The 23921-nt window shown below is 61.8% G+C and carries 25 protein-coding genes and 1 pseudogene; 16 read left to right on the forward strand and 10 right to left on the reverse strand.

Annotated elements, in window-relative coordinates; all coding sequences use genetic code 11:
- Nucleotides 1-33 precede the first annotated feature (33 nt).
- From aspS to C7T36_RS21510, 3 genes are read left to right on the forward strand one after another with little or no spacing between them, the layout of a single operon-like run.
- Nucleotides 34-1836 (forward strand): aspartate--tRNA ligase, encoded by a 1803-nt coding sequence (gene aspS / locus C7T36_RS21500; protein WP_033236178.1) that lies wholly within the window; start codon nucleotides 34-36, stop codon nucleotides 1834-1836.
- 17 nt (nucleotides 1837-1853) lie between these two features.
- The gene (locus tag C7T36_RS21505) at nucleotides 1854-2819 is read left to right on the forward strand and encodes a DUF389 domain-containing protein (RefSeq protein WP_033236179.1); all 966 of its coding nucleotides are present in this window, start codon (nucleotides 1854-1856) and stop codon (nucleotides 2817-2819) included.
- Between the two features lie 54 nt (nucleotides 2820-2873).
- Nucleotides 2874-4052: a kinase gene (locus C7T36_RS21510; protein WP_033236180.1), complete on the forward strand. Its 1179-nt coding sequence runs from the start codon at nucleotides 2874-2876 to the stop codon at nucleotides 4050-4052.
- A gap of 60 nt (nucleotides 4053-4112) precedes the next feature.
- Here C7T36_RS21510 and C7T36_RS21515 read toward each other — a convergent pair whose 3' ends face one another.
- Nucleotides 4113-4493, reverse strand: a complete 381-nt coding sequence (locus tag C7T36_RS21515; protein WP_033236181.1) for a nuclear transport factor 2 family protein — start codon at nucleotides 4491-4493, stop codon at nucleotides 4113-4115.
- A 160-nt stretch (nucleotides 4494-4653) separates the two neighbouring features.
- On the opposite strand from C7T36_RS21515, the gene C7T36_RS21520 reads away from it, so the two are divergent.
- From C7T36_RS21520 to C7T36_RS21540, 5 genes are all read left to right on the forward strand, one after another.
- A complete protein-coding gene (locus C7T36_RS21520) occupies nucleotides 4654-5997 on the forward strand; it encodes a replication-associated recombination protein A (RefSeq protein ID WP_233363897.1) in 1344 nt (447 codons plus the stop codon).
- A gap of 91 nt (nucleotides 5998-6088) precedes the next feature.
- The gene (gene alaS / locus C7T36_RS21525) at nucleotides 6089-8761 is read left to right on the forward strand and encodes an alanine--tRNA ligase (RefSeq protein WP_033236183.1); all 2673 of its coding nucleotides are present in this window, start codon (nucleotides 6089-6091) and stop codon (nucleotides 8759-8761) included.
- Between the two features lie 2 nt (nucleotides 8762-8763).
- Nucleotides 8764-9300, forward strand: coding sequence for a Holliday junction resolvase RuvX (ruvX, locus tag C7T36_RS21530; protein ID WP_033236184.1), 537 nt, complete (start codon nucleotides 8764-8766; stop codon nucleotides 9298-9300).
- Nucleotides 9297-10607: an endolytic transglycosylase MltG gene (gene mltG, locus C7T36_RS21535; RefSeq protein ID WP_045067578.1), complete on the forward strand. Its 1311-nt coding sequence runs from the start codon at nucleotides 9297-9299 to the stop codon at nucleotides 10605-10607. The genes ruvX and mltG overlap by 4 nt, the downstream gene beginning before the upstream one ends.
- The gene (locus tag C7T36_RS21540; RefSeq protein ID WP_033236186.1) at nucleotides 10597-11424 is read left to right on the forward strand and encodes a shikimate dehydrogenase; all 828 of its coding nucleotides are present in this window, start codon (nucleotides 10597-10599) and stop codon (nucleotides 11422-11424) included. The genes mltG and C7T36_RS21540 overlap by 11 nt, the downstream gene beginning before the upstream one ends.
- A gap of 381 nt (nucleotides 11425-11805) precedes the next feature.
- Here C7T36_RS21540 and C7T36_RS21550 read toward each other — a convergent pair whose 3' ends face one another.
- Nucleotides 11806-12855, reverse strand: coding sequence for a hypothetical protein (locus C7T36_RS21550; protein WP_141485836.1), 1050 nt, complete (start codon nucleotides 12853-12855; stop codon nucleotides 11806-11808).
- Between the two features lie 401 nt (nucleotides 12856-13256).
- Here C7T36_RS21550 and C7T36_RS21560 point away from each other — a divergent pair, with 401 nt between their 5' ends.
- Nucleotides 13257-13859, forward strand: coding sequence for an A24 family peptidase (locus tag C7T36_RS21560; RefSeq protein ID WP_045067580.1), 603 nt, complete (start codon nucleotides 13257-13259; stop codon nucleotides 13857-13859).
- Nucleotides 13860-13865: 6 nt separating this feature from the next.
- Here the strand turns inward: C7T36_RS21560 and C7T36_RS21565 are convergent.
- Nucleotides 13866-14020 (reverse strand): annotated as a pseudogene (locus C7T36_RS21565) (Txe/YoeB family addiction module toxin); the annotation flags it as partial.
- A gap of 39 nt (nucleotides 14021-14059) precedes the next feature.
- On the opposite strand from C7T36_RS21565, the gene C7T36_RS21570 reads away from it, so the two are divergent.
- Nucleotides 14060-14374, forward strand: a complete 315-nt coding sequence (locus C7T36_RS21570) for a hypothetical protein (protein ID WP_045067582.1) — start codon at nucleotides 14060-14062, stop codon at nucleotides 14372-14374.
- A 285-nt stretch (nucleotides 14375-14659) separates the two neighbouring features.
- Here the strand turns inward: C7T36_RS21570 and C7T36_RS21575 are convergent, their stop codons facing one another.
- The gene (locus tag C7T36_RS21575) at nucleotides 14660-15082 is read right to left on the reverse strand and encodes a hypothetical protein (RefSeq protein ID WP_045067583.1); all 423 of its coding nucleotides are present in this window, start codon (nucleotides 15080-15082) and stop codon (nucleotides 14660-14662) included.
- A gap of 329 nt (nucleotides 15083-15411) precedes the next feature.
- Nucleotides 15412-15708, reverse strand: a complete 297-nt coding sequence (locus C7T36_RS30630; protein ID WP_072782512.1) for a hypothetical protein — start codon at nucleotides 15706-15708, stop codon at nucleotides 15412-15414.
- 394 nt (nucleotides 15709-16102) lie between these two features.
- On the opposite strand from C7T36_RS30630, the gene C7T36_RS21585 reads away from it, so the two are divergent.
- Genes C7T36_RS21585 through C7T36_RS21595 form a run of 3 tightly spaced genes read left to right on the forward strand, consistent with a single transcriptional unit; the run spans nucleotide 16103 to nucleotide 17365 of the window.
- Nucleotides 16103-16570 (forward strand): SRPBCC domain-containing protein, encoded by a 468-nt coding sequence (locus C7T36_RS21585; RefSeq protein WP_045067585.1) that lies wholly within the window; start codon nucleotides 16103-16105, stop codon nucleotides 16568-16570.
- Nucleotides 16567-16902 carry a metalloregulator ArsR/SmtB family transcription factor gene (locus tag C7T36_RS21590; RefSeq protein ID WP_045067587.1) on the forward strand — a complete coding sequence of 112 codons (336 nt, stop codon included), beginning with the start codon at nucleotides 16567-16569 and terminating at the stop codon, nucleotides 16900-16902. The genes C7T36_RS21585 and C7T36_RS21590 overlap by 4 nt, the downstream gene beginning before the upstream one ends.
- Before the next feature lie 19 nt (nucleotides 16903-16921).
- Entirely contained in the window at nucleotides 16922-17365 is a 444-nt protein-coding gene (locus tag C7T36_RS21595) for an SRPBCC domain-containing protein (RefSeq protein WP_033236195.1), read from the forward strand.
- On the opposite strand, the gene C7T36_RS21600 is transcribed toward C7T36_RS21595, so the two are convergent.
- From C7T36_RS21600 to C7T36_RS21610, 3 genes are all read right to left on the reverse strand, one after another.
- Entirely contained in the window at nucleotides 17362-17835 is a 474-nt protein-coding gene (locus tag C7T36_RS21600) for a nucleoside deaminase (protein WP_033236196.1), read from the reverse strand. The genes C7T36_RS21595 and C7T36_RS21600 overlap by 4 nt on opposite strands.
- An 81-nt stretch (nucleotides 17836-17916) precedes the next feature.
- On the reverse strand, nucleotides 17917-18387 hold the full coding sequence (gene cynS / locus C7T36_RS21605) for a cyanase (protein WP_045067588.1): 471 nt from the start codon (nucleotides 18385-18387) through the stop codon (nucleotides 17917-17919).
- A gap of 31 nt (nucleotides 18388-18418) precedes the next feature.
- Entirely contained in the window at nucleotides 18419-19078 is a 660-nt protein-coding gene (locus tag C7T36_RS21610) for a carbonic anhydrase (RefSeq protein WP_045068010.1), read from the reverse strand.
- 104 nt (nucleotides 19079-19182) lie between these two features.
- On the opposite strand from C7T36_RS21610, the gene cynR reads away from it, so the two are divergent.
- Together cynR and C7T36_RS30815 are read left to right on the forward strand one after the other, a co-directional pair.
- On the forward strand, nucleotides 19183-20079 hold the full coding sequence (cynR, locus tag C7T36_RS21615; protein ID WP_045067589.1) for a transcriptional regulator CynR: 897 nt from the start codon (nucleotides 19183-19185) through the stop codon (nucleotides 20077-20079).
- A 440-nt stretch (nucleotides 20080-20519) separates the two neighbouring features.
- Nucleotides 20520-20750 (forward strand): RlpA-like double-psi beta-barrel domain-containing protein, encoded by a 231-nt coding sequence (locus C7T36_RS30815; protein WP_372472230.1) that lies wholly within the window; start codon nucleotides 20520-20522, stop codon nucleotides 20748-20750.
- 55 nt (nucleotides 20751-20805) lie between these two features.
- Here C7T36_RS30815 and C7T36_RS21625 read toward each other — a convergent pair whose 3' ends face one another.
- Nucleotides 20806-22086 carry a DUF3500 domain-containing protein gene (locus C7T36_RS21625; protein ID WP_045067591.1) on the reverse strand — a complete coding sequence of 427 codons (1281 nt, stop codon included), beginning with the start codon at nucleotides 22084-22086 and terminating at the stop codon, nucleotides 20806-20808.
- A 143-nt stretch (nucleotides 22087-22229) separates the two neighbouring features.
- Here C7T36_RS21625 and C7T36_RS21630 point away from each other — a divergent pair, with 143 nt between their 5' ends.
- Nucleotides 22230-23216, forward strand: a complete 987-nt coding sequence (locus C7T36_RS21630; RefSeq protein ID WP_045068013.1) for a tellurite resistance/C4-dicarboxylate transporter family protein — start codon at nucleotides 22230-22232, stop codon at nucleotides 23214-23216.
- Here the strand turns inward: C7T36_RS21630 and narI are convergent.
- Complete coding sequence (narI, locus tag C7T36_RS21635) at nucleotides 23190-23921, reverse strand: respiratory nitrate reductase subunit gamma (protein WP_045067592.1); 732 nt, start codon at nucleotides 23919-23921, stop codon at nucleotides 23190-23192. The two genes, C7T36_RS21630 and narI, sit on opposite strands and share 27 nt — an antisense overlap.

Below are 23921 nucleotides of genomic sequence, written 5' to 3' on the forward strand. Positions count from 1 at the left end.
CGTCGGTTATTGAAGTTGTTCGAAAGGAATCCCGTGCTGCGCACACATCTCGCCGGTTCATTGCGACCCGAGCAGGCAGGGCAGACCGTAACGCTCACCGGTTGGGTAGCCAGGCGTCGTGATCACGGCGGAGTGATCTTCATCGATCTCCGTGATGCATCCGGTGTTTCGCAGGTAGTTTTCCGGGCAGGTGACGTCGCCGAGCAGGCGCACCGTCTGCGCGCGGAATACTGCGTTCGCGTGACCGGTGTCGTCGAGGTCCGCCCCGAGGGAAACCAGAACTTCGAGATCCCCACCGGCGCAATCGAGGTCAACGCCACCGAGCTCGAGGTGCTCAACGAGAGTGCTCCGCTGCCGTTCCAGCTCGACGATCAGGTCGGCGAGGAAGCGCGTCTGAAGTACCGCTACCTCGACCTGCGTCGTGAAGGACCCGGACACGCAATTCGCTTGCGCTCCAAGGTGAATGCCGCTGCGCGTGGCGTCCTCGCGCACCACCAGTTCGTCGAGGTCGAGACCCCGACACTCACGCGTTCCACCCCTGAAGGTGCCCGCGACTTCCTGGTTCCGGCGCGTTTGCAGCCCGGTAGCTTCTACGCTCTGCCGCAGAGCCCCCAGCTCTTCAAGCAGCTCCTCATGGTGGGTGGCATCGAGCGCTACTACCAGATCGCGCGCTGCTACCGCGATGAGGATTTCCGCGCCGATCGCCAGCCGGAGTTCACTCAGCTCGACATCGAGATGGCGTTCGTCAACCAGGACGACGTCATGCTGTTGGCCGAGGAAGTCCTGACCGCGTTGTGGAAGCTCGTCGGCCACGAGATCAAGACGCCGATCGCGCGCATGACCTACAACGAGTCGATGCGTCGTTACGGCAGCGACAAGCCCGACCTGCGTTTCGACATCGAACTCGTCGAGTGCATGAAGTTCTTCAAGGACACCACGTTCCGCGTGTTCCAGGCCGAGTACGTCGGCGCTGTTGTCATGCCGGGTGGCGCAAGCCAGCCGCGTAAGCAGCTCGACGCGTGGCAGGAATGGGCCAAGCAGCGCGGCGCCAAGGGACTTGCCTACGTGCTGGTCGGCGAAGACGGAACGCTCGGCGGACCGGTTGCCAAGAACCTCACCGACGCCGAGCGCGAGGGTCTGGCCGCTCACGTCGGCGCACAGCCAGGTGACTGCATCTTCTTCGCGGCGGGTGCAACCAAGCCGATGCGCGCGCTTCTCGGTGCTGCCCGCGGCGAGATCGCCCGCAAGAAGGATCTCATCGACCCCAAGGCCTGGGCCTTCGTCTGGATCGTCGACGCTCCCATGTTCGAGCCGGCCGCCGACGCCACCGCGTCCGGTGACGTTGCTCTCGGCCACTCGGCTTGGACCGCGGTGCACCACGCGTTCACCTCGCCCAAGCCCGAGTTCTTCGACACGTTCGACACCGATCCCGGAACCGCTCTCGCCTACGCCTACGACATCGTCTGCAACGGCAACGAAATCGGCGGCGGCAGTATCCGTATCCACCGCAAGGACATTCAGGAACGAGTGTTCAAGGTGATGGGTATTTCCGAGGAAGAGGCGCAGGACAAGTTCGGCTTCCTGCTCGACGCCTTTGCCTTCGGCGCACCCCCGCACGGCGGAATCGCCTTCGGTTGGGACCGCATCACCGCGCTCCTCGCCGGCATGGATTCCATTCGTGAGGTCATCGCGTTCCCGAAGTCGGGTGGCGGTGTCGATCCGCTGACGGACGCACCTACCCCGATCACGGCGCAGCAGCGTAAGGAATCCGGCGTCGATGCGAAGCCGGAGAAGAAGGCTGACGCTGCCGGTGGCGACACCGCAGACGGCAAGTAGACCGACCCCAGATCGCCATGCTGCACCTGAGGGTGATCTGCCCGCCCGAGCGCACCGAGGAAGTTCTCGGTGCGCTCGAGGCGGAATGCGGGGCTACCCACATTGTGGTGTCGCGTGGCATTGCCATCGATCCGCGCGGCGATGTCGTGCAGGCCGATGTTGCCCGCGAGTCTGCGAACGACGTCATAGTCGCGATGCAGGATCTCGGCATCCCCGAGCACGGCGCGGTGACGCTGGTTCCCGTGGAGACAGTGTTGTCGGCCGCGGCACGCAAAGCAGAACACGATGCACCTGGTGACGGCGCCGAGACTGTGGTCTGGGAAGAACTGTTGTCCCGGACTCGGGAGGAATCGACTCTCAATGGATTGTTTGTCGCTTTCCTGACTATCGCCTGCCTCCTGGCCGCAATCGGTGTAGTCACGGATTCACCGGTCACCATCGTCGGAGCGATGGTTGTGGGGCCGGAATTCGGCCCGCTGGCCGCGCTCTCGGTTGCCCTGGTTCGACGTGATCGAAAGCTACGTAGACGTTCGATTCTTGCGTTGGTCGTCGCGTTCCCGGTGGCGATGGGTATCACTCTGCTCGCCACCTTTGTGGTGAAGTTCTTCGACTGGATGGACGTCACCACCCTCGAATCACTGCATCAAGTCGACTTCATCTACAAAGTGGGACCGATCTCGTTTGTTGTCGCCCTCCTGGCCGGTTCTGCGGGCATGTTGGCCTTGATATCGGCGAAATCCGCCGCACTGGTCGGCGTGTTCATATCAGTGACTACAGTCCCGGCGGCCGGTTTCGCAGTAGTTGCTGCGGCTAACGGTGAATGGCGTATCGCCGGGCTGTCGTCGCTTCAGCTCGCCGTCAACATGCTGGGAATTGTCACCGCTTGCACACTCGTATTGTGGTTCAAGACCCGAGCCGATGAAGAGTTTGCTGCAGCGCTGAAAGGCATTTCAGGTTTGATCGGCGACGAGAAAGCGCGCTGACAGTAGAGAGCGAAGACGCATGATTCCAGTAACTTACGGGTAAGTTGATCAGTGATGACCGTATTACTGGCAGACCCCGTATCCGAAGTCGTGGCAGCTGCCGAGCAGTTGCTCACGCGCCGCACCGGAGCACCCGTTACCCTCGTGGATCCCACGGATCTGGGTGGCAGTGGACGCACCATCGTGCTGCGCGTTCGAGTTGCCGAAAACCCGTTTTCCCTACCTCGCACATTGGTGATCAAGCAGGTCCGTGATCCCTATCTGGGTGTCAAGAACGGCGTTACCCCGCCCGCTGAGGCAATCCACGTGTTCGATCCTGATACCGCGTTCCTGCGTGAAGCCGTGTCGTACCAATTCGCCAACGCATTGGCCAAGGACGCCCGTCCCGGCGCGGAACTGCTGGCATACGACTTGGACGCCAGGCTCCTCGTGCTCAGCGACCTCGGTGACGCCACCGCGATCAGCGTTCTTTTCCAGGACAGCGACGCAGACACCGTCACGAATACCCTGATGGCAATGGCCCAGGCAATGGGTCGCATGCACGCCGCCACCGTAGGACGTGAAGAAGATTTCACAGCCCTGCTTCGACGTGCCGAGGTTGTCCACAGTTCCGACGAAGTGGCTGATCAGGTGGCGCGCGTCATCACCGACGTGCCGTCGATGTTGGCGGACACACTGGGTGTTGTTGTCGATCCGAATATTCTCGAACAGGTTCACCACGCGCAGAATCTGTTCAGCGGTGGGCGATTCCGCGCCTTCAGTCCGTCCGATCTGTGTCCGGACAACATCATCGTCAACGGCGAAGGTGTTCGATTCCTCGACTACGAGTGGGGTGGATACCGAGACGCGCTTCTCGACATCACGTACGCACTCGTGTCGTTCCCGGGATGCCTGTGCAACGTCGACCTGACCGAGGAACGCGCGTCGGCGATGGTCGACGCGTGGCGTTCGGAAGTGGTGGGCTTGTGGCCGGCGCTTGCCGACGAAGCCGAATTGGGTCGAGGACTGGTCGAGGCTCAGCTCATCTGGGTATGGCTGAGCACCTACATGTTCCTGCCCAATGATCATTCGCGGATAGCCGCAGTGCGCGAGCACCATCTGTCGATTCCGCGTTCGGATGCGTTGCTGCGCCGTTGGGCACGGTTGGCGCGATCAGCCGAACTCGCAGGCAACGTCGCTGTGCATGACCACGCGAACGAGGTTGTCGCTGCACTCCGCGCACACGCTGAGTAACGCACACACGAACCGATAAAGCGCCCGTGCCGGAGCACGGGCGCTTTTGCATGTCGAAGCTCAGTTGTCGGCGAGAGCGTCCGCCTCGGACAGATCCGTTGCCGCCAGCGCCGTCGCGAGATCGGGATGCCGGAAGGTAGACGTGACCTGGTCCTCGACCACCCGGAACGCCGACGCAATGGTGGCGGTCTTGCCGGGTTCTGCGGCCCACGTCGCAGTCTGCTCGACAACGACAACTCCGTGGTGGACGTACATCTTGCCGGGAACAAGCGTCAAACCGGCGTTCGACGCCCACTCGCTCAGTGCTGCTAATCCTTGCGTTGCCCCGTCGGCTCCACCCACCTCGATATCGTCGCTCGACAACTGCAGGAGCGTGTCGATGTCTTGGCTGTTGAGTGCGTCATGCCACGCGAGAACGGTGGCGATCTCAGAAGTGCTCATGGCGACACGCTATCCAATTCGGCCCGACCGTGCTTTCCAGTTGGGACTTCGACGCGTCGGTACCTTCTAGTAGCGTCGTTTTGTGAGCGATTGGCAAGCTGAAGACAGCGTGGTGGCAGATGACGGCCTGTTCGAGGCAACTCCGGAAGAATCCGAGATCGTGGATGAACCAGATGTCGTCTCGGTAGCCGAGCGCGCCTTGTCCTCGTTGCCGCCCGGTGCTCCGCTGGCTGTCCGCATGCGCCCGCGCACTCTTGGTGAGGTTGTCGGCCAGCAGCACCTACTCGGGCCCGGTGCGCCGCTGCGGCGAATGGTCGAGGGATCCGGTGCCGCATCGGTACTTCTGTACGGGCCTCCTGGTACCGGCAAGACCACACTGGCGTCGTTGATTTCCGGCGCGACCGGTCGGCGTTTCGAGGCGCTGTCTGCACTGTCGGCCGGTGTCAAAGAGGTTCGCGGTGTGATCGAACTGGCTAGGCGACGGCTCCTGAACGGCGAGCAGACCGTCCTGTTCATCGACGAGGTACACCGATTCTCGAAAACCCAGCAGGATGCGTTGTTGGCCGCTGTCGAGAATCGGATCGTCCTGTTGGTGGGCGCTACCACCGAGAATCCGTCGTTCTCCGTGGTGTCGGCGTTGCTGTCCCGTTCGCTGGTTCTGCAATTGCAGGCGCTCACCGCAGCCGATGTTCAGGAGCTTCTCGAGCGGGCAGTGATCGACGAGCGTGGGTTCGGTGGCTCAGTCACCATTGCCGACGACGCGATGGAACATCTGGTGCGGCTGGCGTCCGGTGACGCCCGCCGTGCGCTCACTGCTCTCGAGGCAGCAGCAGGCGCTGCGCTCGACACCGCTGGCGGCCAACCCGGACCCGTCGAAGTCGATCTCGCGACCGTGGAGGCCAGTGTCGACAAAGCCGCCGTTCGGTACGACCGTGACGGCGACCAGCACTACGACGTCATCAGCGCATTCATCAAGAGCATTCGAGGTTCCGACGTAGACGCGGCGCTGCATTACCTTGCGCGCATGCTGACTGCGGGGGAGGACCCGCGATTCATTGCGAGGCGACTGGTGGTTCACGCCAGCGAAGACATCGGGATGGCCGATCCGATGGCATTGCAGACGGCGATGGCTGCTGCTCAGGCCGTGCAGTTGATCGGAATGCCGGAGGCACGTCTCGCGCTTGCCCAGGCCACGATCCATCTCGCGACCGCGCCGAAATCGGGTGCCGTCATCGAAGCGCTGGGTGCGGCCATGGCCGATGTGGCTGCCGGAAAGTCAGGTCTCGTGCCGCCGCATCTACGTGACGGTCATTACAAGGGGGCTGAGAAATTGGGAAACGCGGTCGGATACAAGTACCCACACGACACCCGCGACGGCGTTCTACGGCAGCAATATCCACCGGACGAACTGGTCGGTGTCGACTATTACAAGCCGACTGGCCACGGAAATGAGCGGGAGATCGCCGATCGAGTGGGAAAATTGCGTCGAATCGTGCGGGGTTGAAGCTGTAATCGTGCGGGGTTAAAGCTGTAAGGTCCCTGCACGCTAGGCTGGACAACGACAGTTCGACGCTCATGAAGGTAAGGACCGGTTAGTGCAAACCCACGAGATCCGCAGGCGATTCCTCGACCACTTCGTCAAGGCCGGCCACACTGAGGTGCCCAGCGCGTCGCTGATTCTCGACGATCCGAACCTTCTGTTCGTCAACGCCGGCATGGTTCCCTTCGTGCCGTTCTTCCTCGGCCAGCAGACGCCGCCATACTCGCGTGCGACGTCTGTGCAGAAGTGTGTTCGCACCTTGGACATCGAAGAGGTGGGCATCACCACCCGCCACAACACGTTCTTCCAGATGGCCGGCAATTTCTCCTTCGGTGACTACTTCAAGAAGGAAGCCATCTCGCACGCCTGGGCGCTGCTGACCGGTTCGGTTGACGACGGCGGCTACGGTATCGACCCGACGCGCCTGTGGGCCACCGTCTTTCACGACGACGACGAAGCATTTGCCATCTGGCGCGACGAGGTTGGCGTGCCGGAAGAGCGCATTCAGCGTCGCGGCATGAAAGACAACTACTGGTCGATGGGCATCCCCGGACCGTGTGGACCCTGCTCGGAAATCTTCTACGACCGCGGCGCCGAGTACGGCGTAGAGGGCGGCCCGGAAGCCGACGAGGATCGCTACATCGAGATCTGGAATCTCGTGTTCATGCAGAACGAGCGCGGCGAAGGCACCACCAAGGGTGACTACCCGATCCTCGGCCCCCTGCCGAAGAAGAACATCGATACCGGCATGGGCGTCGAGCGTGTTGCCTTCCTCTTGCAGGGCGTCGAAAACGTCTACGAGACAGACCTTCTCCGTCCCGTCATCGAGAAGGCCGCTGAGCTGACCGGCAGCGTGTACGGCACCGATCACACGTCCGATGTTCGTTTCCGCGTCATCGCCGACCACGCCCGCACCGCCGCGATGCTGATTGCGGACGGCGTCAATCCCGGCAACTACGGCCGCGGCTACGTGCTGCGCCGGTTGCTTCGCCGCATCGTGCGCTCGGCCAAACTGCTCGGCAGCGAGCAGCCCACCATGCGCGAGTTCATGATCGTCGTCCGCGACACCATGGCTCCGTCGTACCCGGTTCTCGAAACCGACTTCACGCGCATCGAGAATGTTGCCGTCGGTGAGGAAACAGCGTTCCTCAAGACTCTGGCATCGGGATCGGCGTTGTTCGAGAATGCTGCCGAGACGGTCAAGTCGTCCGGAAAGTCGGTCATCGCCGGCGATCAGGCATTTGCCTTGCACGACACCTACGGCTTCCCGATCGACTTGACGCTTGAAATGGCGTCCGAGGCCGGTCTCACCGTCGACGAAGACGGCTTCCGCACGCTCATGGCCGAGCAGCGCAAGCGCGCCAAGGACGACGCTCAGGCTCGTAAGCACGCGCATGCCGACCTCACCGTCTACAAGGAACTGCTCGATCGCGGTCCCACCGAGTTCACCGGCTTCAACGAGTTGGTCTCCGAAGCTCACGTCCTCGCGCTCATCGTCGACGGCGTTCGTGTGCCGGTCGCCAAGGCGGGGCAGTCGGTTGAGGTCATCCTCGACCGCAGCCCGCTCTACGCAGAGTCCGGTGGACAGATCGCCGACATCGGATCGCTCACGGCGCCGGGACTCGAAGCCAAGGTCAACGACGTTCAGAAGATCGCCAAGAAGGTCTGGACGCACAAGGTCACCGTCCAGAAGGGCGAGATCACCGAAGGCGACATCGTTCTCGCACATGTCGACGCCGAATGGCGCAAGGGTGCAACCCAGGGACACTCCGGTACCCACATGGTGCACGCCGCGCTGCGTCAGGTGCTCGGCCCCAACGCCGTACAGGCCGGCTCACTCAACAAGCCAGGCTACCTCCGCTTCGACTTCTCTTGGCAGGGTGCGCTTTCCGAGTCCCAGAAGCAGGACATCGAAGTTGTCACCAACGAGGCTGTCGCGTCCAACTTCGCGGTCAACACGTTTGTGACGGACCTCGACAAGGCCAAGTCGATGGGTGCCATGGCACTCTTCGGTGAGAACTACGGCGACGAGGTTCGCGTCGTAGAAATCGGCGGCCCGTTCTCGATGGAACTCTGCGGCGGCACGCACGTCGGAAGTTCCGCTCAGATCGGTCAGGTCACTCTGCTCGGTGAGCAGTCCGTCGGCTCCGGCATCCGCCGTGTCGAGGCGTACGTCGGTTTGGATTCCTACCGTTATCTGGCCAAGGAGCGCGCGCTTCTGGCCGGACTGTCCGCATCGCTCAAGGTTCCGTCCGAAGAGGTTCCGGCTCGCGTCGAAGCGCTTGTCGAGCGTCTCAAGGTGGCCGAGAAGGAACTGGAGCAGACCAAGGCCAAGGCTGTTCTGGCTGCAGCCGGCGAGTTCGTCGACAAGGCCAAGCGCATCGGCAGTGTGCTCGTGATCGCAGAACCTGCACCCGCCGGTGTCGGAGCCAACGACCTGCGCACGCTCGTCACCGACATCAAGGGTCGCCTGGGCTCGGAGCCCGCAGTGGTCGCATTGCTCGGCGACACCGACGGCAAGGTGCCCTTCGTGGTTGCCACCAGTAAGGCTGCGCAGGCGCTCGGCGTGAAGGCAGGCGACCTCGTCGGCTCGTTCGGACCGAAGATCGGTGGTCGAGGCGGCGGAAAGCCCGACATGGCTCAGGGGTCGGGTTCCGACGCCTCCGGAATCCCGGCGGCGCTCGATGCGATCCGGGACCGGGTCGCAGAACTGGCGGGCGGCAGCTAACGGTGGCAGCGGCTGTGCAGGGTCCCGATCGCCCCGGCGTCGACGACCCTGGCCGCGGACGCCGCGTCGCGATCGATGTTGGCAGTGTCCGGATCGGGGTTGCGTCCAGCGACCCCGACGGGATTCTTGCGACACCGGTCGAGACTGTGCCTCGCTCGAAGGAACGTGGACCCGACGCGCCGGATATCCGGCGGATTATCGACATCGTGTCCGAATACGAGGCCGTGGAGGTTATCGTCGGACTGCCACAGACGCTGCGCGGCGAGCAAGGCAAAGCCGCCGGCATCGCCACTGCATTCGCAAAACGACTGCAGCGGGCCGTCGAACCGATCCCGGTGAGACTGTCCGACGAGCGACTGACGACGGTCACGGCTGCGCGCAACCTCCGCGAAAGTGGAGTCAAAGCTCGCGGTCAGCGTCCGATGATCGATCAGGCTGCGGCAGTGGAGATCCTGCAAGGCTGGCTGGACGAGCGGAGTAGAGCAGTGAAACCAGGGGAGTCGTCGGGGGACACGCCTGTGTCGGAGTCCGATCGGTGAGCGGGCGGTGGGATGAGGGCGGCTCCGGCCGGCCCACCGGTTCATTCGATTTCGACAACGACGAGACCATGGTCATGCGTGCGCTGCCACAGACCATCGAGCCGCCGCACATGTCCAGAGCTGAAGCGCGCAAACAACGTGAAGCGCAGTCCAAGCGAGCCAAGCGTGGCAAGAAGGTCGGTGTCCTCGCGCTCCTCGTCTTGGTGATCGCGGTTCTGGGCGTGGGTGCCTACGGTGCGACGTGGTACATGAACCGCACTCAAGCGGCGGCCGACTACGCCGGGCCGGGCGGGGCGCCCGTCGTGATCCAGATCCTTCCGGGTGAAACTGCCTCGGAGATCGGTGCCACGCTTGCCGAGAAGGACGTGGTTGCCAGTTCGGCGGCGTTCTACAACGCGGCCGTGAGTAACTCGGCGGAGATCCAGAAAGTTCAGCCCGGTTTCTACCAGGTTCCTGTGCAAAGCAGTGCAGCAGAGGCTCTGGACACCCTGGTCGCTCCTGAATCTCGTGTCGGCCTGGTCGTCGTTGCCGCAGGGCGTCAACTCCACGACAGCAGTGACGCGCAGACCGGTGCTCTCAAGAAGGGCATCTACAACCTCATCGAGGAAGCCAGCTGCGTCGGATCAGCTAGCGCGCAGACCTGTGTGACGGCCGACGAATTGAATACTGCGGGAGCATCTTCCGATCTCGCGGCGTTGGGAGTTCCCTCGTGGGCGATGTCGTCCGTGCAGGGTGTGCCGGACAAAGACCGTCAACTCGAAGGTCTCATTGCGGCAAGTAGTTGGGATTTCGATCCCACCGGAACGCCGACGGAAATCCTGCGGACACTAGTCCAAGGCAGCGCCGAGAAGTACGAAAGCACCGGCATTCTGACAGCCGGATCCGGCGTCGGACTCTCGCCGTACCAACTGTTGGTCGCGGCGTCGCTGGTCGAGCGTGAGGCTCTGCCCGACGACATGTCAAAGGTCGCCCGCGTGATCGTCAACCGCTTGGCCGTAGATCAGCCGTTGCAGTTCGACTCCACTGTCAACTACTCGCTCGACACCACCGAAGTTGCAACGACGGATGATGATCGCGCACGGGTGACGCCGTGGAACACCTACGCAATGCCGGGATTGCCCGCGACCCCGATTGCGTCACCGAGCATCGAAGCGCTTCAGGCAGTCGAATCTCCGGCCCCCGGGGACTGGCTGTACTTCGTCACCATCAACATGCAAGGCGAAACGCTCTTCACTCACAGTTACGACGAGCACCTCGCCAACATCGTTCTAGCGCAGGAAAGCGGGATTCTCGACAGTGGTCGGTAGCACCTCAACCGCACGCAAGGCAGCAGTTCTCGGCAGCCCCATTCAGCATTCGAAGTCCCCGTTGCTGCATCTCGCGGCGTACGAGGCCTTGGGTCTGACCGACTGGACCTACGAGCGGATCGAATGCACGGGGGAGCAGTTGCCCGCGCTTGTCGACGGGCTCGGGCCCGAATGGGTTGGGCTGTCGGTCACGATGCCGGGCAAGATCGCAGCCCTCGAATACGCGTCGGAGCGCACTGCGCGCGCCGTTGTCATCGGGTCGGCAAACACATTGGTGCGCATCGACGGTGGATGGCGGGCTGACTGCACCGATGTGGACGGTGTCAGCGGTGCGTTGATCGCCGGCGGTGTCGGTGATCTCACCGGTGCCCCCGCCGTGGTGGTCGGGGCCGGCGGAACGGCTCGGCCGTCGCTGGTTGCCTTGGCGGATATGGGTGTTCGCAACGTGACTGTCGTCGCCCGCGATCCGGGTCGTGCATCGGGCGCCATCGAATGCGGCGCTGCGGTTGGCTTGGACATTGATCTTGTTGCCTTCGATGATCCTCGTCTCGGCGGAATCTGTGCCGATTCGGCAGTTCTGGTCAGCACCGTTCCCGCTGATGCGGCGGCACCCTTTGCCGCGGAACTGGGTAAGGCACCTTTTGTCCTCGACGCGATTTACAACCCCTGGCCGACGCCGCTGGCCTCGGCCGTCGAGGCCGCCGGTGGCACCGTGATCGGTGGCCTGGCGATGTTGCTCAATCAGGCCTTCGGGCAGGTTGAGCAGTTCACGGGTAAGCCCGCACCACGTGAGGCGATGGCTGCCGCTATCGCTTAGTGGTCCTGGTCAGAAGTTCGTCGGGGGTGGTTTCCAGGCGGTGGGGTCGGCGAGGTAGAGCACTCTTTGAGTCCGTCGAGGACGAATTTCGGTACCGCGACCTCACCGGACCGTCTTGCCCTTGGTGGTCCCGCTGTAGTGCTTGCTGCCCAACTGAACCTCGGTGTCGGAGACCGTCAGTCGCGCCCGGGTGAAGTTCATATCGCGGACTCGCAGTGCGATGGCCTCACTCCAGCGGCAGCCACAGTAGGCGAGCACCAGCACAAGGAGCCCGTGCCCGTGACGGTCTGCCTCGGTCGATAGTCGGTCTACGTCTTCGGCCGTCAGGTAGATGTGCCGATTGCAGTCCCGCGGTTATCGGTGAAGGTGGGTACCTGGTCCTCAGGCCGGGGCGATACCGAGTTCCGCACCCACGTACGACATGTCGTCGACGCCCTGGGCATTCGAGAATGCCGTGAAAGCAAGCTCGTTGGGATGTGCCACTCCAGCGACGTCGCGCAAGGTCACCATTGTCCGAACGGCCAGTTCGTGCATGGTGGGATGCGTCGTGTCCCTTCCGGTCGGCGGGCCCAGCCAGATCGGCGCGTCGACAGCCCCGTGGTGATCGGGCGTCCACTGCCACCCGAGAACGCTCATCAGCCGGTTGATTTCCTTCAGGTCCGATCTTGCAGCATCCCCGAAACCGCACGCGCTGTCGATGTCACCACCACCGGAGTTGTAGAACTGTACGTCAACCTGGTTGTTCGATCCTTTTTGAGGGGCATCCAGGATGACATTGCCCAGCCACGGCAAAGTGGCCAGAACCCACTCGAACCGCGTGACGAACTCGTCCCACCCTGAGCACCGTGCCGGAAGGCCGGACAACGTCGGACGGTCGGAAGCGACCTCGCCCACGGCCTGTGTGCGGGTGGGGCCGAAGTCGTTGTAAGAGCTGACACGGAGCCGGTCAGGAGTCGTACCCAGTCCGTCGCGCAACACCGCGACGATTGCAGCGGCGATCTCGTATCGTTGGTCGTCGGCATTGTGGCGCCATCCCGTTCTCCACTCCCGCGCATACTCCTCGACACGCTGGCCCTCGTGTTCGACGTCGTGATCGCGGCCGATATGGATTTCGACAGACTTCCACAACGGCTGGTCGCGTGGCACCCAACGACCGGACTCACGGTCACGGACCTGGGAAAACAAGGTGGTCCGCTGCGACTGGATCACCGCCCGTAATCGGGCAGCCGTCACCGGTTCATCGGGCACCGTCACCCTGATATCAAGTCCTTTGTCATCTTCTCGGAACAGGATCCGCTGCCCGGTCAACGTGTCGCGCAGTTGAAGGCTGTCGCCATCCGTCGGCGAAATCAGCGTCTCGTCGTCATCCCAGTCCGGGTACAGCACCAGTTGGATGTCCTCAAACAGACTGGTCCAAACGTCATCAGCCACAACCACTCCCCGTTTCCGAAACCTCCCGACAAACCTCCCGACAACCTACCGACACGCCCCGACACGTACGTTTCCGACGCCAACAAACCATCCGCCTCGGTAGCCGGGCGCCAATCTCCAGACTGTCGAACGCACTACATTGCCGCATACCGATCGTTCGGTAACGCTTGGGGTCTGGTGACAAGAAACGGAGCGCTACAACGCCACAGCCACGCCGTTCCAATGGAGCTACACCTGCGGCCACCTGTATAGACACTTGCAGCGCCTTGAGCACGACGCCACGCTCCGGGATGCCGCGTGACCCCCGACGAACTTCTGGCGATGACCACTTAGCTTTATCCACAGTGCCGCCGTAGTGCACAGCACGATTTCGTAGGCTGCGGCCGGTCGACGGTCGGCTCATGCTCAATGCCATGTGGATGTTGGTGGGGTTGGCAACTGCGGGTGCTGTTGGCGGTTTTGGTGCGCGTTTTCTTGCTGACGATTGGTTGCGCCGAAACCTGTATGCCGGGATTTCAGTCCGTTGCGGTGTGCCTGAATTGTGCGTCGCGGTGGGCTGGTTGCTTGTCGGTGTAGCGACTTCATCTGCACTACAGCTTGTTTCGGGCCTGGCGTTCGTGTGGTGGTGTGTGGCCGTGTCACTTGTCGATGTGTCTGTGCGGCGGTTGCCGAACACTTTCACTGTGCCCGCTTATGGTGTCGTTATCGCCGGCGCCTTGTTTGCGGGAACGCTGTGGGCAGCGCTGATGGGATCGGTAATGCTCTCGGGAATCCACCTTGTGCTGCGCCTGATTTCGCCGGGATCCCTGGGCGCAGGTGACGTGAAGCTGGCACTTCCGCTGGGTGCGATCACGGGGTTGGGTGGTGCGCAGGTCTGGCTGTTTTCCGCTTTTCTGGCTCCGGTGATCACATTAGTGGTGGCCGTTCTGCTGGCGCGGCGGTCGCAGGTCCCTCATGGGCCGTCGATGTGCGGCGCCGCGCTACTTGCCTGGACGATCGGGTGAGCGTGTTCAGCGTCCGTAGTGGTAGCGGCACGCAGCGATTCGGATCTGGTCGTCGGCGATTTTGTGTAAATCAGACGATGCTCGTCAGTGATCCGCCTCGACCAGTAACCTTGAAATCTATGTTTGAGTGGTTCGGGTTTTCCGATTCCTTCGTTACCATTCGCGCTGCTCCTCTCGTTCATTCGTGAGAGCGTCGGTGCGTGAACACCAACGAGTGGGCAGACGGCTACCGCCCGCAAGCTGAAGACAGTCCCTTCACTCTCATCGTCGAGGGCGAGGTTTTCGCCGTCACGGTGCGCGAAAATGGCAGTGAGGATTACACCTGGGAATCCGGACCGAACAAGAACTACGGGTTCGGTGGTGGCCCAGTCCAGGTGGCCGGTGTTCCGGGTTTCGATGTTCCGGATGGCGAGGTTCCGGACGCCGAGCCGTACCTGTCGACGATTGACGATCACCGCAGGTCGATCAGAAACTTCCTCGGCATGATCGACCCCGAATCCGGGTACATCGAATAACCACGCGCGGATGACGGCGATGGCCGAATGATCACTCGTTATTGTCAATCGTCGTGAGAGTGCGTGTCCGCGGTGTCTGGGAATTGACCCCTTCGCAACCCGAAACTCGCAAACGGTTCGGCGTCGGCGTTCTCAGGTGATCGTGCGATACGCGGATCTTTCGCAAACACGCTGGTTAGGGCGGCCAAGAGTCGAGGCATTCACTAATCAATGCTGGTTCATCTTGGATGAGCGCACGGCAGGGTGCGTATCTGTTGGGCTACCGGTGTAACGAAAGTCAGTGGATCACCGGGCGAGTGCGACTTCGGAGAGGATGGCGTCGTTTCGGTCGGAGAATTCGTTGGCGGCACGGTAGACGATCGACACCGCGTGGGCTGTCGCCGGACCAGCGAGTGCGATTGTTCCGAAGATCATCCAACGAATGACATCGGGGAGAGGTGGAGTGGAAGAAGCGGCTGGCGACTCGAGTAACAAGAAGTTGGCGATTGCGCCGAGTGCTCCGAGCAGTCCGAGCGCTGCCACTGATGATCGTCGAACCCACTTGTTTTCGGAGAACACCACAACAGCACCGAGTGTCAGTACCGAGATGACCGTCATAGCGGTGACTATCCAATACTCGGAAGGCTGTCCATCGCGGACTGCGAACGATGTGGACAAAGTCGCGGAACCGGTCAGCATCGCTGCGCCCCACAGCAGTCCGACGATCATGATGCACCTACGCATGGGACTAGCCTTCGACCTGGTGCAATTCTCAGACGAGACGGACGCTTCGGATGTCATGGGCAGATCTTTGCATCGGGTACCGACAGGGGCCACTGGGGTCGATGTGCTGTCGTGGACGAGCGGGGACTGAGAAGTCGCGATTGGTCAACTGTCAACGGTTTTCAGAAGGCTGACCAAAATACCGGTTATCGCAGGACATGCCAGTCGGGTCTGGGATGAAGATTGAAAAGCCTTTCGTGTCAACCGAATCGGAACGATTGACCTCATGGAATGTGGTGAGCGCCAGTCCCGTACGAACGTGGCCAACGTGGCGGTCAGTGTTCGTCGTAGTGCTCACCATGTGCGGCGTGTCGATGGCCATCGTGGACGTAGTCCGTGTGATCGCCGTGCGGAACGGCGACGTGGCCACACCCTTCGCCGTGGACGTGATCATGGCCTTCGTGGACGACGTGCTCCGACGTCTCACATTCGTCGACATGATCGCCGTGGGGACGATGTAGGTGCCCGTCGTGCGCATAATCGACATGGTCACCGTGCGGAACGGCGACGTGGCCGCACCCTTCACCATGGCTGTGTTCATGTTCCGAGTGTTGTTGATGTTCTGTTGTCATCGAAAACCCTTTCACTGGAAGAATCAGTCAGGCGATGGTGAACGCTGCCTGCCGTGTGCGATCTTTTGCCGGTGAGACACGCTTGCCGCGTTCAGGAGTTGTGTCACTTCCGGTCTCCCGACGTGGGGCAGACGGCCTTGCCGTCGCCGTTGAAATGAGGCGGCGTCGCACGGTTGCAATCTGATCTGACGGTGTCGACATTACTCCGGTGCGCCGCAGGACATGCGGAAACTGTGGAGTCGCGGGGTCCTGAATTCCCGTACAGGCGTAGCGAAGTCGCTACATCGGATGATGGTCCGGTGTAGCGACTTCGCGAAGCGCAATGATCGGTTGCGTATGCGACTTCAGCTGGGTATTCTGATATGCAACCAAAGGTTGCAGAAGAGGTGCCGGTATGGAGTACGGACAAATCGAGCGGTCAATCTACGTCGACGCCGCACCCGACGTGGTTTACGAGGTCATCAGCAGTCCTGAGCATTTGAAGGAGTGGTGGTCCGACGAGGTTGTCGACCTGGAACCGGTTCCGGGCTCTGTCGGCGAACTCGTGTGGGGAGAGCGGACCTCGCCTGACAGTCATGTTGCCCGGATCGAGGTGGTCGACGCTGCGCCACCCCGATTGTTTTCATTCCGATGGGCTCACTTGTCCGATGACGCGGTGCCCCCAATGAACAGTCTGTTGGTGACATTCGAACTCAGTCCCTCGGGAGAGGGCACGACGCTGCGTATGACGGAAACCGGGTTCCGTGAAATGGGATGGGAGGTCGCGGTTCTCGAGGAGCAGTACAACTCACACGTCGAGGGGTGGAACCGGCATCTGCCGCGGCTTGTCGAGTGCGCAGCCCGACTGGGTGCGAGCGGATGAGCCTTATCGACGACGACCTCTGGACAGCGATCGGGGACCCCACACGCCGACGAATGCTCGACTTGCTGTTGGCAAATGGGGAGGGGACGGCGACCACTCTGAGTGAACAGCTACCCGTAACCCGTCAAGCTGTCGCGAAACACCTCGGCACTCTCGACCGCGTTGGTTTGGTACATGTGACGCCCGCCGGCCGGGAGAGGCTCTACCGGGTCGATGCCGCGCAACTCGCCCGCGCCGTAGCGCAGCTGAATGCAGTCGGTTCGTCGTGGGATGCCCGGTTGCAGCGCATCAAACGGATTGCGGAAGCAATCGAACATAACAACCGGAAATGAGAAGAAGGAGGAACCCGCGATGGTCGACATTCTGCACAGGGTTGGGATCAAGTCGTCTTCTGTCGGCGATGTCTACGCAGCGTTGACGACAGTTGACGGTCTGGCCGGCTGGTGGACCAGCGATACGGACGGAGATCCGAATATCGGAGGCACGCTTCAATTCCGCTTCGGTGAAGGCCGGATTGATATGAAAGTGGTAGAACTCCAGCCCGACAAACGAGTGCTGTGGGAGGTGACCGCAGGGCCGGAAGAATGGCTCGGGACCCGCGTGGTGTGGGACCTCCGACGCGACGGCGATTTCACCGTCGTCCTCTTCGCGCATGAAGGGTGGAAGGAGCCGGTGGAGTTTCTGCACCATTGCAGCACCAAGTGGGCGCTCTTCCTGATGAGCCTGAAGTCGAAGGTCGAAACCGGCACTGGCGCACCGGATCCCCGCGACGTCAAGATCGACAACTGGAACTAGGTAGTGGAGTAGTTCCGCTCCTGCCAGGCGCGGTAGACCTCGATTGCGCCGTCGTGGGGTTGGTAGTCCATCGGTAGTCGGCGCTCAACCGGGTCCTTGGCGAATTCTCCGTAGAAGGTGCTCAGTTCGAAGTACTTGCGGTCGTCGACGTAATACGGTTCGTAGTCGGTGCGTTGCGTGAGGAATACGACCCGGTCCGGACTGCAGTAATACAGCGAACCGAGACACATCGGGCAGGGATGCGCGAGCACATAGATGGTGCACCCGGTCAGATGCTCGGTGCCCAGTGCGGTGCAGGCGGCACGGATCGCGAGGATCTCCGCGTGCGCTGTCGGGTCGTTCGTCTGGGCCACCAGGTTGGGGCTTTCGGCGAGGATCTCACCGTCGCGGGCGATGACGGTGGCGAAGGGCCGGCCGCCCTCGGCGACATTGGCATTCGCGATATCGATGGTTCGTTGAATAGGGTCCATGACAGTCCTTGTCTGACAGTGTGTTTCAGGAAGGTGTTCAGGGGCGGCGGCCTCGGGAGCAAGGCCGCCGTCACGCCGAAGCTAGAAGGGCTTGGTCGGCAGGTACTTGCCGTCGAGCGTGATGACCGCGCGCTCGCCGCCATCCGGATCGGCAACCTTTTTGATGTCGAGCTTGAAGTTGATTGCACTGATAATGCCGTCGCCGAACTGCTCGTGCACCAATGCCTTGAGGGTGGTGCCGTAGACCTGAAGCATCTCGTAGAAGCGGTAGATGGTCGGGTCGGTGGGCACGCCGCCGGGGATGGAACCGCGCAGAGGGATGGTCTGTAGCAATCGCACCGCGTCTTCGTCCAGACTGAGCTTGTCCGCGACGACCTTCGCGGCGGCGGCGGGAAGTGCATGCTGACCGAGGAGGGCTGCGGTTACAAAGGCCACACTCAGCCCCGTGTCGTCGGTCAGCTCCTGCCAGGACAGGTCTTTTCGGGCTTTGGCGTCGATGACGGCTGCGGCGAGTTCTTCGCGGGGTCCCTGGGTGAACTGTGACTGAATCATAATGATTTCCTTCTTTATTTTGGATGGGGGATCAAGCGGGGACGCCGGGCATTGTTGTCACGGCGCAGGTCTGGGGGTGTTCGACGAGCGAGACGAACCGGCGGGTGCCGCCGTCGAGGGCTTCGATCGAGCCGGTTTCGATGTCGTAGACCCAGCCGTGCAGGTTCAGTCGACCTTGTTCGAGTGCGAGAGCGACCGAGGGGTGGGTTGCGAGGTTGGTCAACTGGGCGATGACGTTCTCGTGGACCAGTGCGTTCAGTTTCTCGGCTGCCGAGCCGTGCGTGCGGGCGGCGTTGACGACCCTCGCGGAGTCTGCGTGCTGGAGCCAGTGCGCGACGGCAGGCATCTCGTCGAGGGGCTTGCCGGTGGAGATCGCCGTCATCGCGCCGCAATCGGAATGGCCGAGGATCACGATGTCGGTGACACCGAGAACTGCGACCGCGTACTCGACGGTGGCGGATACGCCGCCCGGTTCCGGCCCGTACGACGGGACGATGTTGCCGGCGTTGCGGATGACGAACAGATCGCCGGGTTCGCGTTGGGTTACCAGTTCCGGGACCACTCGGCTGTCAGAGCAGCTGACGAATAGGGCCTGCGGGTTCTGAGTCGTCGCGAGTTCCTTGAAAAGTCCGGAGCGTTTCTGAAAGGCGTCCTTCTGGAATGTCAGAAAGCCGTTGATGATGTCGTGCATGTTGCCTCCTTGCAATGGTGATGACTCAAGGATGACCTCGATGGTCGATAGTGTCCAAGACTTGTTATTCATTACTTCGATAGACAGTGCCTATAGTTCTAGTGATGGAGCTACGTCATATCCGTTATCTGCTTGCGGTCGCCGAACATGGAAACTTCACCCGGGCGGCGGAGTCGCTGCATGTGTCGCAGCCGACTCTGTCCCAGCAGATCAAGCAGCTCGAATCCGCTCTGCGGGTGCAGTTGCTGGACCGGTCCGGGCGAACGGTACGAACCACCGACGCCGGCGAGGCTTTCCTGCATTACGCGCGGCGAGCTCTGCAGGATCTGGATGCCGCCGAGCGCGCGATCCACGATGTCCAGGACCTCAGTCGCGGCTCGCTGAGGCTGGCGACGACGCCCACCTTCGCGGCCTACCTGGTGGGTCCGTTGATGGACCGATTCACGACGCGCCACCCAGGCATTGCCGTCACCGTTCAGGAGATGACTCAGGACCGAATCGAGGCGGAGTTGGCACGCGACGGACTCGACGTCGGCATTGCGTTTGCGGACGTGCGCTCGGAGGAGATCGAGAGCGAGTCGCTGTTTGTCGAAACTCTCAGTCTCGTTGTCGGTGAAGAGCATTCGCATGCCGGTCGGTCGAAACCGCTGCCTGCGAAGACACTGGAGGATCAGGCCCTGGTGTTGCTCAGCAGTGATTTCGCGACGCGGCTTCACATCGATCGGTACTTCAAGCAGCAGGACATCACACCTCGGACGGCTATCGAGGTCAGCTCGATCGGCGCGATCGTGGAGATCGTCCGCCGCGGCAGTCTCGCGACGGTGCTGCCTGACGCGATCACCCTCGAACAACGGGGCCTGTCCTCGATTCCGCTGTCACCGGCATTGCCCCCGCGTACGGTGGCCCTGCTCCGACGGAAGGGTGCCTATCGCACGGCCGCGGGCCGGGCCTTCGCCGAAATGGCCTCGACCTGGGACCACCTAAACGGGTGGCATGGGTGAGGATCATCTGCTTATGTGCGGACCGTCGATTCACGAGCTGTCGCTGCCTTAGGCAGTGACAGGAGCGCATTGACGCCCGGGACCATCGTCACTATTACCGAACCCAGTCGGAATGTCCGGCGAGCCTACCCAGCGGGAGTACCGGCCGGCCGATACCGTCGCCCAACATCGGAAATGTCCGATTTCTCGATTGAAAACAGGAGGTCGCTTTGTCCCGATGTTCGGTGCGACGAATTGCGGTATCCGTGGCCGTCGCGGTGACGGCGTCCGCTGCTGTATTGGCGGGAACCTCTGTCGCGGAGGCGCAGCCCACAATGTTCGACCTACTGGGAGGCGCCTCCACAGGTAGTGCGGGTAGTGCAGGCGATACAACCGACGACGCGACAACACACAGTGGCGATGCGACGTACTTTCATGCCGGTCTCGGTAGTTGCGGCGGTATGTCAGCAGATACCGACTACGTGGTTGCGATATCCGCAAGGATCTGGACCAGAGCGTTGTGCGGAAAACAAATTCTGGCCTCGAGCGGGCCGAGATCCGTAACTGTCACCATCGTAGATACCTGTCCAGGCTGCGCTGCCGGTGATCTTGATCTTTCACCAGCCGCGTTCAAGAGGTTGGGTAATCTTTCGGACGGAAGGATTCCTGTTACATGGCGGTTCATCGGCTGATCTCGTCCGTGAATCGGGCACCGACTGAGGAGGCTCACCTTTCTGGCTCCGGGACCTAGCTGCCGTTCGGGGGCGTGCTACCGGGCCCACCTGTACCTGGTGCGCCGCCACTGCCGGGTGCGCCCGCGCCACCGCCCATACCCGTAGCTTCCTGCTGGACAACACTTCCGGCGTAGTCGTTACTCGGGTCTCGGTAGATGGTGTGAACGTGGCCCCAACCTGAGGTATTCACGCCTTCGACGTCCGCGCCGGCAGATCCCTGCTGCGCGGCAAACTCGACGTAGACATCCGGTCCGGAGATCTGGAAGTAGATGCCATCGCCCTGCGTCATGTCGTACTCGGTTGCACCGGACCAGTTCACGTACGTTTCGTCGAGGCTCGCCTCGATCTTCGCGAGCGCGTCCGCAGTGGTCTCCTCGTCTGCAATGCCAACCCAGTTCGCGATCACGCCGAGCAGCAACTGCTTCTGCTCGTCCGTCAGGTCTGAACCGGAAAGCCCTCTGCCAGTCGGGTAGTCACAAGTACTGCCCGGCGCGCACACCATATTCGCTACGGTCTCGCCCTGATACAACTGAGCCCTCTGCTCATCGGACAAGCTGTCGTAGAAGGCGAACGCGCTCGTGTAGATACCATCGAACGGCTGAACCTCGTTGCCGTCGGCATCGGTGTAGACGGCGGGCTGTATGCCCAGGTGAGTCGGTGCGAACGTGATGGAGTCGGCGGAGCCGTCGAGCGTTGCGTTGATGCCGAGGTGGTGTCCGCCGAACTGAACTGCCCACGCATCCGTGTTCGACGGATCGCCGAAGAATGCGATGTAGTACTGACCGAGAGAATCTTCCGTCGACGTACTGTTCTCGTGCAGATATTCGTCGCCGCCCATGATGCCGGTGACGGTGTCGTAACCTGCCTCGCTCAGCAGTGCTTCGAGTACCTTCATGGCGGCCGCTCGTTGCTCATCGGTCAGTTCGGAGATATTGAGTCCCGCTCGATCGACGAACGTCACCGGAAAGTTCGACCACGACGTCGTTTTGGTTTCGTCGTCGTAGGCGTAGAGAACCGCCTCGCGCTGCTCGGCTGACAATGTCTGCAGAAATGCTTCGGTCGCTGCTGCGGTGTCGGTGATCGTTTCGGCTGTGGTCGTCGAGTCAGTCGAGTTCGCAGACGCGACAGTGGACGACACCGTCGACGTGGACGCCGACGTTGCCGAGTTGGTACCGGCTGTCTCGGCGGTGCACCCGCCCAGAAGCAGCCCGCCGGCGAGCAGGACGGACACGAAGGCAATGCGGCGGCGACCAGGACTGGCTGAGGAAGTACTCGGAGAGCGTCGGATCATCATGGAGCCAACAGTATTTGCGATACCTGCATGTTCACTGTGACTGCTCTCGACGTTCGCCGTGAGAAATCTGGGTGAATGCTGTCGGGGAAGTACGTGGAGTCGAAATCAGGACATACACCGCATCATCGCTCATCATTGAGGATGTGACCGGCGATCATCGCGCGAGATCGACAGCCAACCGCACGCTCGAGGTAATTCCTCCCGGTGCGGGAGCCGCCGCGATGTCTTCGGGAATCGTGTCGGTGGCCTTGCATCTGGTGGGATTCGAGGTCTTTTCGCTGGTATGGCTGGGGATTGGCGCAGCAATCTGGCTGGTTCTGGCTGTGGTGTTCGTATCGCGGTTGGTCGACAATCGCGCCCGGTGGATCGACGAGGCCGACACTCCGCCGGCTCTCACGGGAGTGGCCGCGACAACCGTGTTGGGTACTCGGGTTGTACTGCTCGACTGGGACTCGGTCGGTTATGTCGCGCTCGCGATTGCGCTGGTGGCGTGGATCGTGCTCATACCGGCGGTAATTCGACACTGGACCTCGCCAACCGTCGGCGTGCACTTTCTGCTGTGCGTAGCAACGCAGGGTTTGGCCGTACTCGGTGCGACGCTCGCGGCCACGACGACGGCGCACTGGATTGCGCTTCCGTCGGCGGCTGCGTTTGTGCTCGGCCTGGGGTTCTACGTGTCGGTGCTCGTACGGTTCTCGTTCAATCAGCTCCGAGTCGGGGCCGGTGATCACTGGGTGTTCGGCGGCGCCCTGGCAATCTCGACGCTCGCGGCCGGAAAACTCACAGCGGCAGCGCCCGTCGTGGGCTGGTCGGAAACGCTACACCTGTCGTTTCAACGATTGAGCATCGTGCTCATGATTCTCGTGCTCGGCTGTTACGGCGTGTTGTTTATATGCGAATTGATCTGGCCTCGACTGGAATACGACGTCAGACGTTGGTCGACGGCTTTCCCGATGGGGATGACGTCGGCGGCGTCGTTAACCGTTGCGGGGACGGCGTCGACCCCGTGGTTGAAGATAGTTGGCGAAATTCTGGTGTGGCCGGCAGTAGTCCTGTGCGTAGTTCTGCTGATCGCATCTGTGTGGCGATTGTGGACTGTGAGTTCACCAACCCCGACGGTGGGGGCGTGAGCCGACGGGTTCGCCCTTCCGGGCGTCGTCGCGACTGCGGTAGACGATGTACGGCCGAAACAGGTATGCGACCGGCGCGCTGAATACGTGTACCAGGCGCGTGAACGGCCACAGTGCAAACAACACCATCGCGATCGTGACGTGAATGTGGAAGTCGAGTGACGCCTGTGCCATGAGATCACCACGGGGCTGGAAGATCCAGATGGATCGGAACCACGGGGAGACCGTCGTCCGGTAGTTGGATTCTTCGCCGAACGCTCCGGATCCCAGCACTGTCGTGGCGAGACCAGCGACGATTGCGGCGATCAGTACGACGTACATCAGCTTGTCGTTCCAGGTCGTGGCCATGAACACCGGTCCCCGGGTCCGCCTGCGATACACCAGGATCCCGGCGCCGACCAAGGTTGCCAGGCCCGCGATCGAACCGAGAACGAGGGCCTGCAGGTGATAGATGTGGTCGCTTACCCCGATTGCGTCGGTCCAGGATTGCGGGATCACCAGGCCGATGACATGTCCGATGATGACCACCAGAATGCCGAAATGGAACAGGGGGCTGCCAATTCTCAACAATCGATGCTCGTACAGTTGCGACGACCGCGTTGTCCAGCCGAATTTGTCGTAGCGATAACGCCACCATGTGCCGCTCACGAAGATTGCCAACACGACGTACGGCACTATGTCCCAGTAGATTTCACCGGCAGACAT

The sequence above is a fragment of the Rhodococcus sp. AD45-ID genome, assembly GCF_003023755.1.
In the GTDB taxonomy this organism is placed as follows: domain Bacteria; phylum Actinomycetota; class Actinomycetes; order Mycobacteriales; family Mycobacteriaceae; genus Rhodococcus_F; species Rhodococcus_F globerula.

What these genes read in the sequence shown, in the direction of transcription:
- C7T36_RS21505 (WP_033236179.1), top strand. Translation starts at nt 1,854, where the DNA reads ATGCTGCACCTGAGGGTGATCTGCCCGCCCGAGCGCACCGAGGAAGTT.
- C7T36_RS21510 (WP_033236180.1), top strand. Translation starts at nt 2,874, where the DNA reads ATGACCGTATTACTGGCAGACCCCGTATCCGAAGTCGTGGCAGCTGCC.
- C7T36_RS21515 (WP_033236181.1), bottom strand. Translation starts at nt 4,493, where the DNA reads ATGAGCACTTCTGAGATCGCCACCGTTCTCGCGTGGCATGACGCACTC.
- C7T36_RS21560 (WP_045067580.1), top strand. Translation starts at nt 13,257, where the DNA reads ATGCTCAATGCCATGTGGATGTTGGTGGGGTTGGCAACTGCGGGTGCT.
- C7T36_RS21575 (WP_045067583.1), bottom strand. Translation starts at nt 15,082, where the DNA reads ATGATCGTCGGACTGCTGTGGGGCGCAGCGATGCTGACCGGTTCCGCG.
- C7T36_RS30630 (WP_072782512.1), bottom strand. Translation starts at nt 15,708, where the DNA reads ATGACAACAGAACATCAACAACACTCGGAACATGAACACAGCCATGGT.
- C7T36_RS21585 (WP_045067585.1), top strand. Translation starts at nt 16,103, where the DNA reads ATGGAGTACGGACAAATCGAGCGGTCAATCTACGTCGACGCCGCACCC.
- C7T36_RS21590 (WP_045067587.1), top strand. Translation starts at nt 16,567, where the DNA reads ATGAGCCTTATCGACGACGACCTCTGGACAGCGATCGGGGACCCCACA.
- C7T36_RS21595 (WP_033236195.1), top strand. Translation starts at nt 16,922, where the DNA reads ATGGTCGACATTCTGCACAGGGTTGGGATCAAGTCGTCTTCTGTCGGC.
- C7T36_RS21600 (WP_033236196.1), bottom strand. Translation starts at nt 17,835, where the DNA reads ATGGACCCTATTCAACGAACCATCGATATCGCGAATGCCAATGTCGCC.
- cynS (WP_045067588.1), bottom strand. Translation starts at nt 18,387, where the DNA reads ATGATTCAGTCACAGTTCACCCAGGGACCCCGCGAAGAACTCGCCGCA.
- C7T36_RS21610 (WP_045068010.1), bottom strand. Translation starts at nt 19,078, where the DNA reads ATGCACGACATCATCAACGGCTTTCTGACATTCCAGAAGGACGCCTTT.
- cynR (WP_045067589.1), top strand. Translation starts at nt 19,183, where the DNA reads ATGGAGCTACGTCATATCCGTTATCTGCTTGCGGTCGCCGAACATGGA.
- C7T36_RS30815 (WP_372472230.1), top strand. Translation starts at nt 20,520, where the DNA reads ATGTCAGCAGATACCGACTACGTGGTTGCGATATCCGCAAGGATCTGG.
- C7T36_RS21625 (WP_045067591.1), bottom strand. Translation starts at nt 22,086, where the DNA reads ATGATGATCCGACGCTCTCCGAGTACTTCCTCAGCCAGTCCTGGTCGC.
- narI (WP_045067592.1), bottom strand. Translation starts at nt 23,921, where the DNA reads ATGTCTGCCGGTGAAATCTACTGGGACATAGTGCCGTACGTCGTGTTG.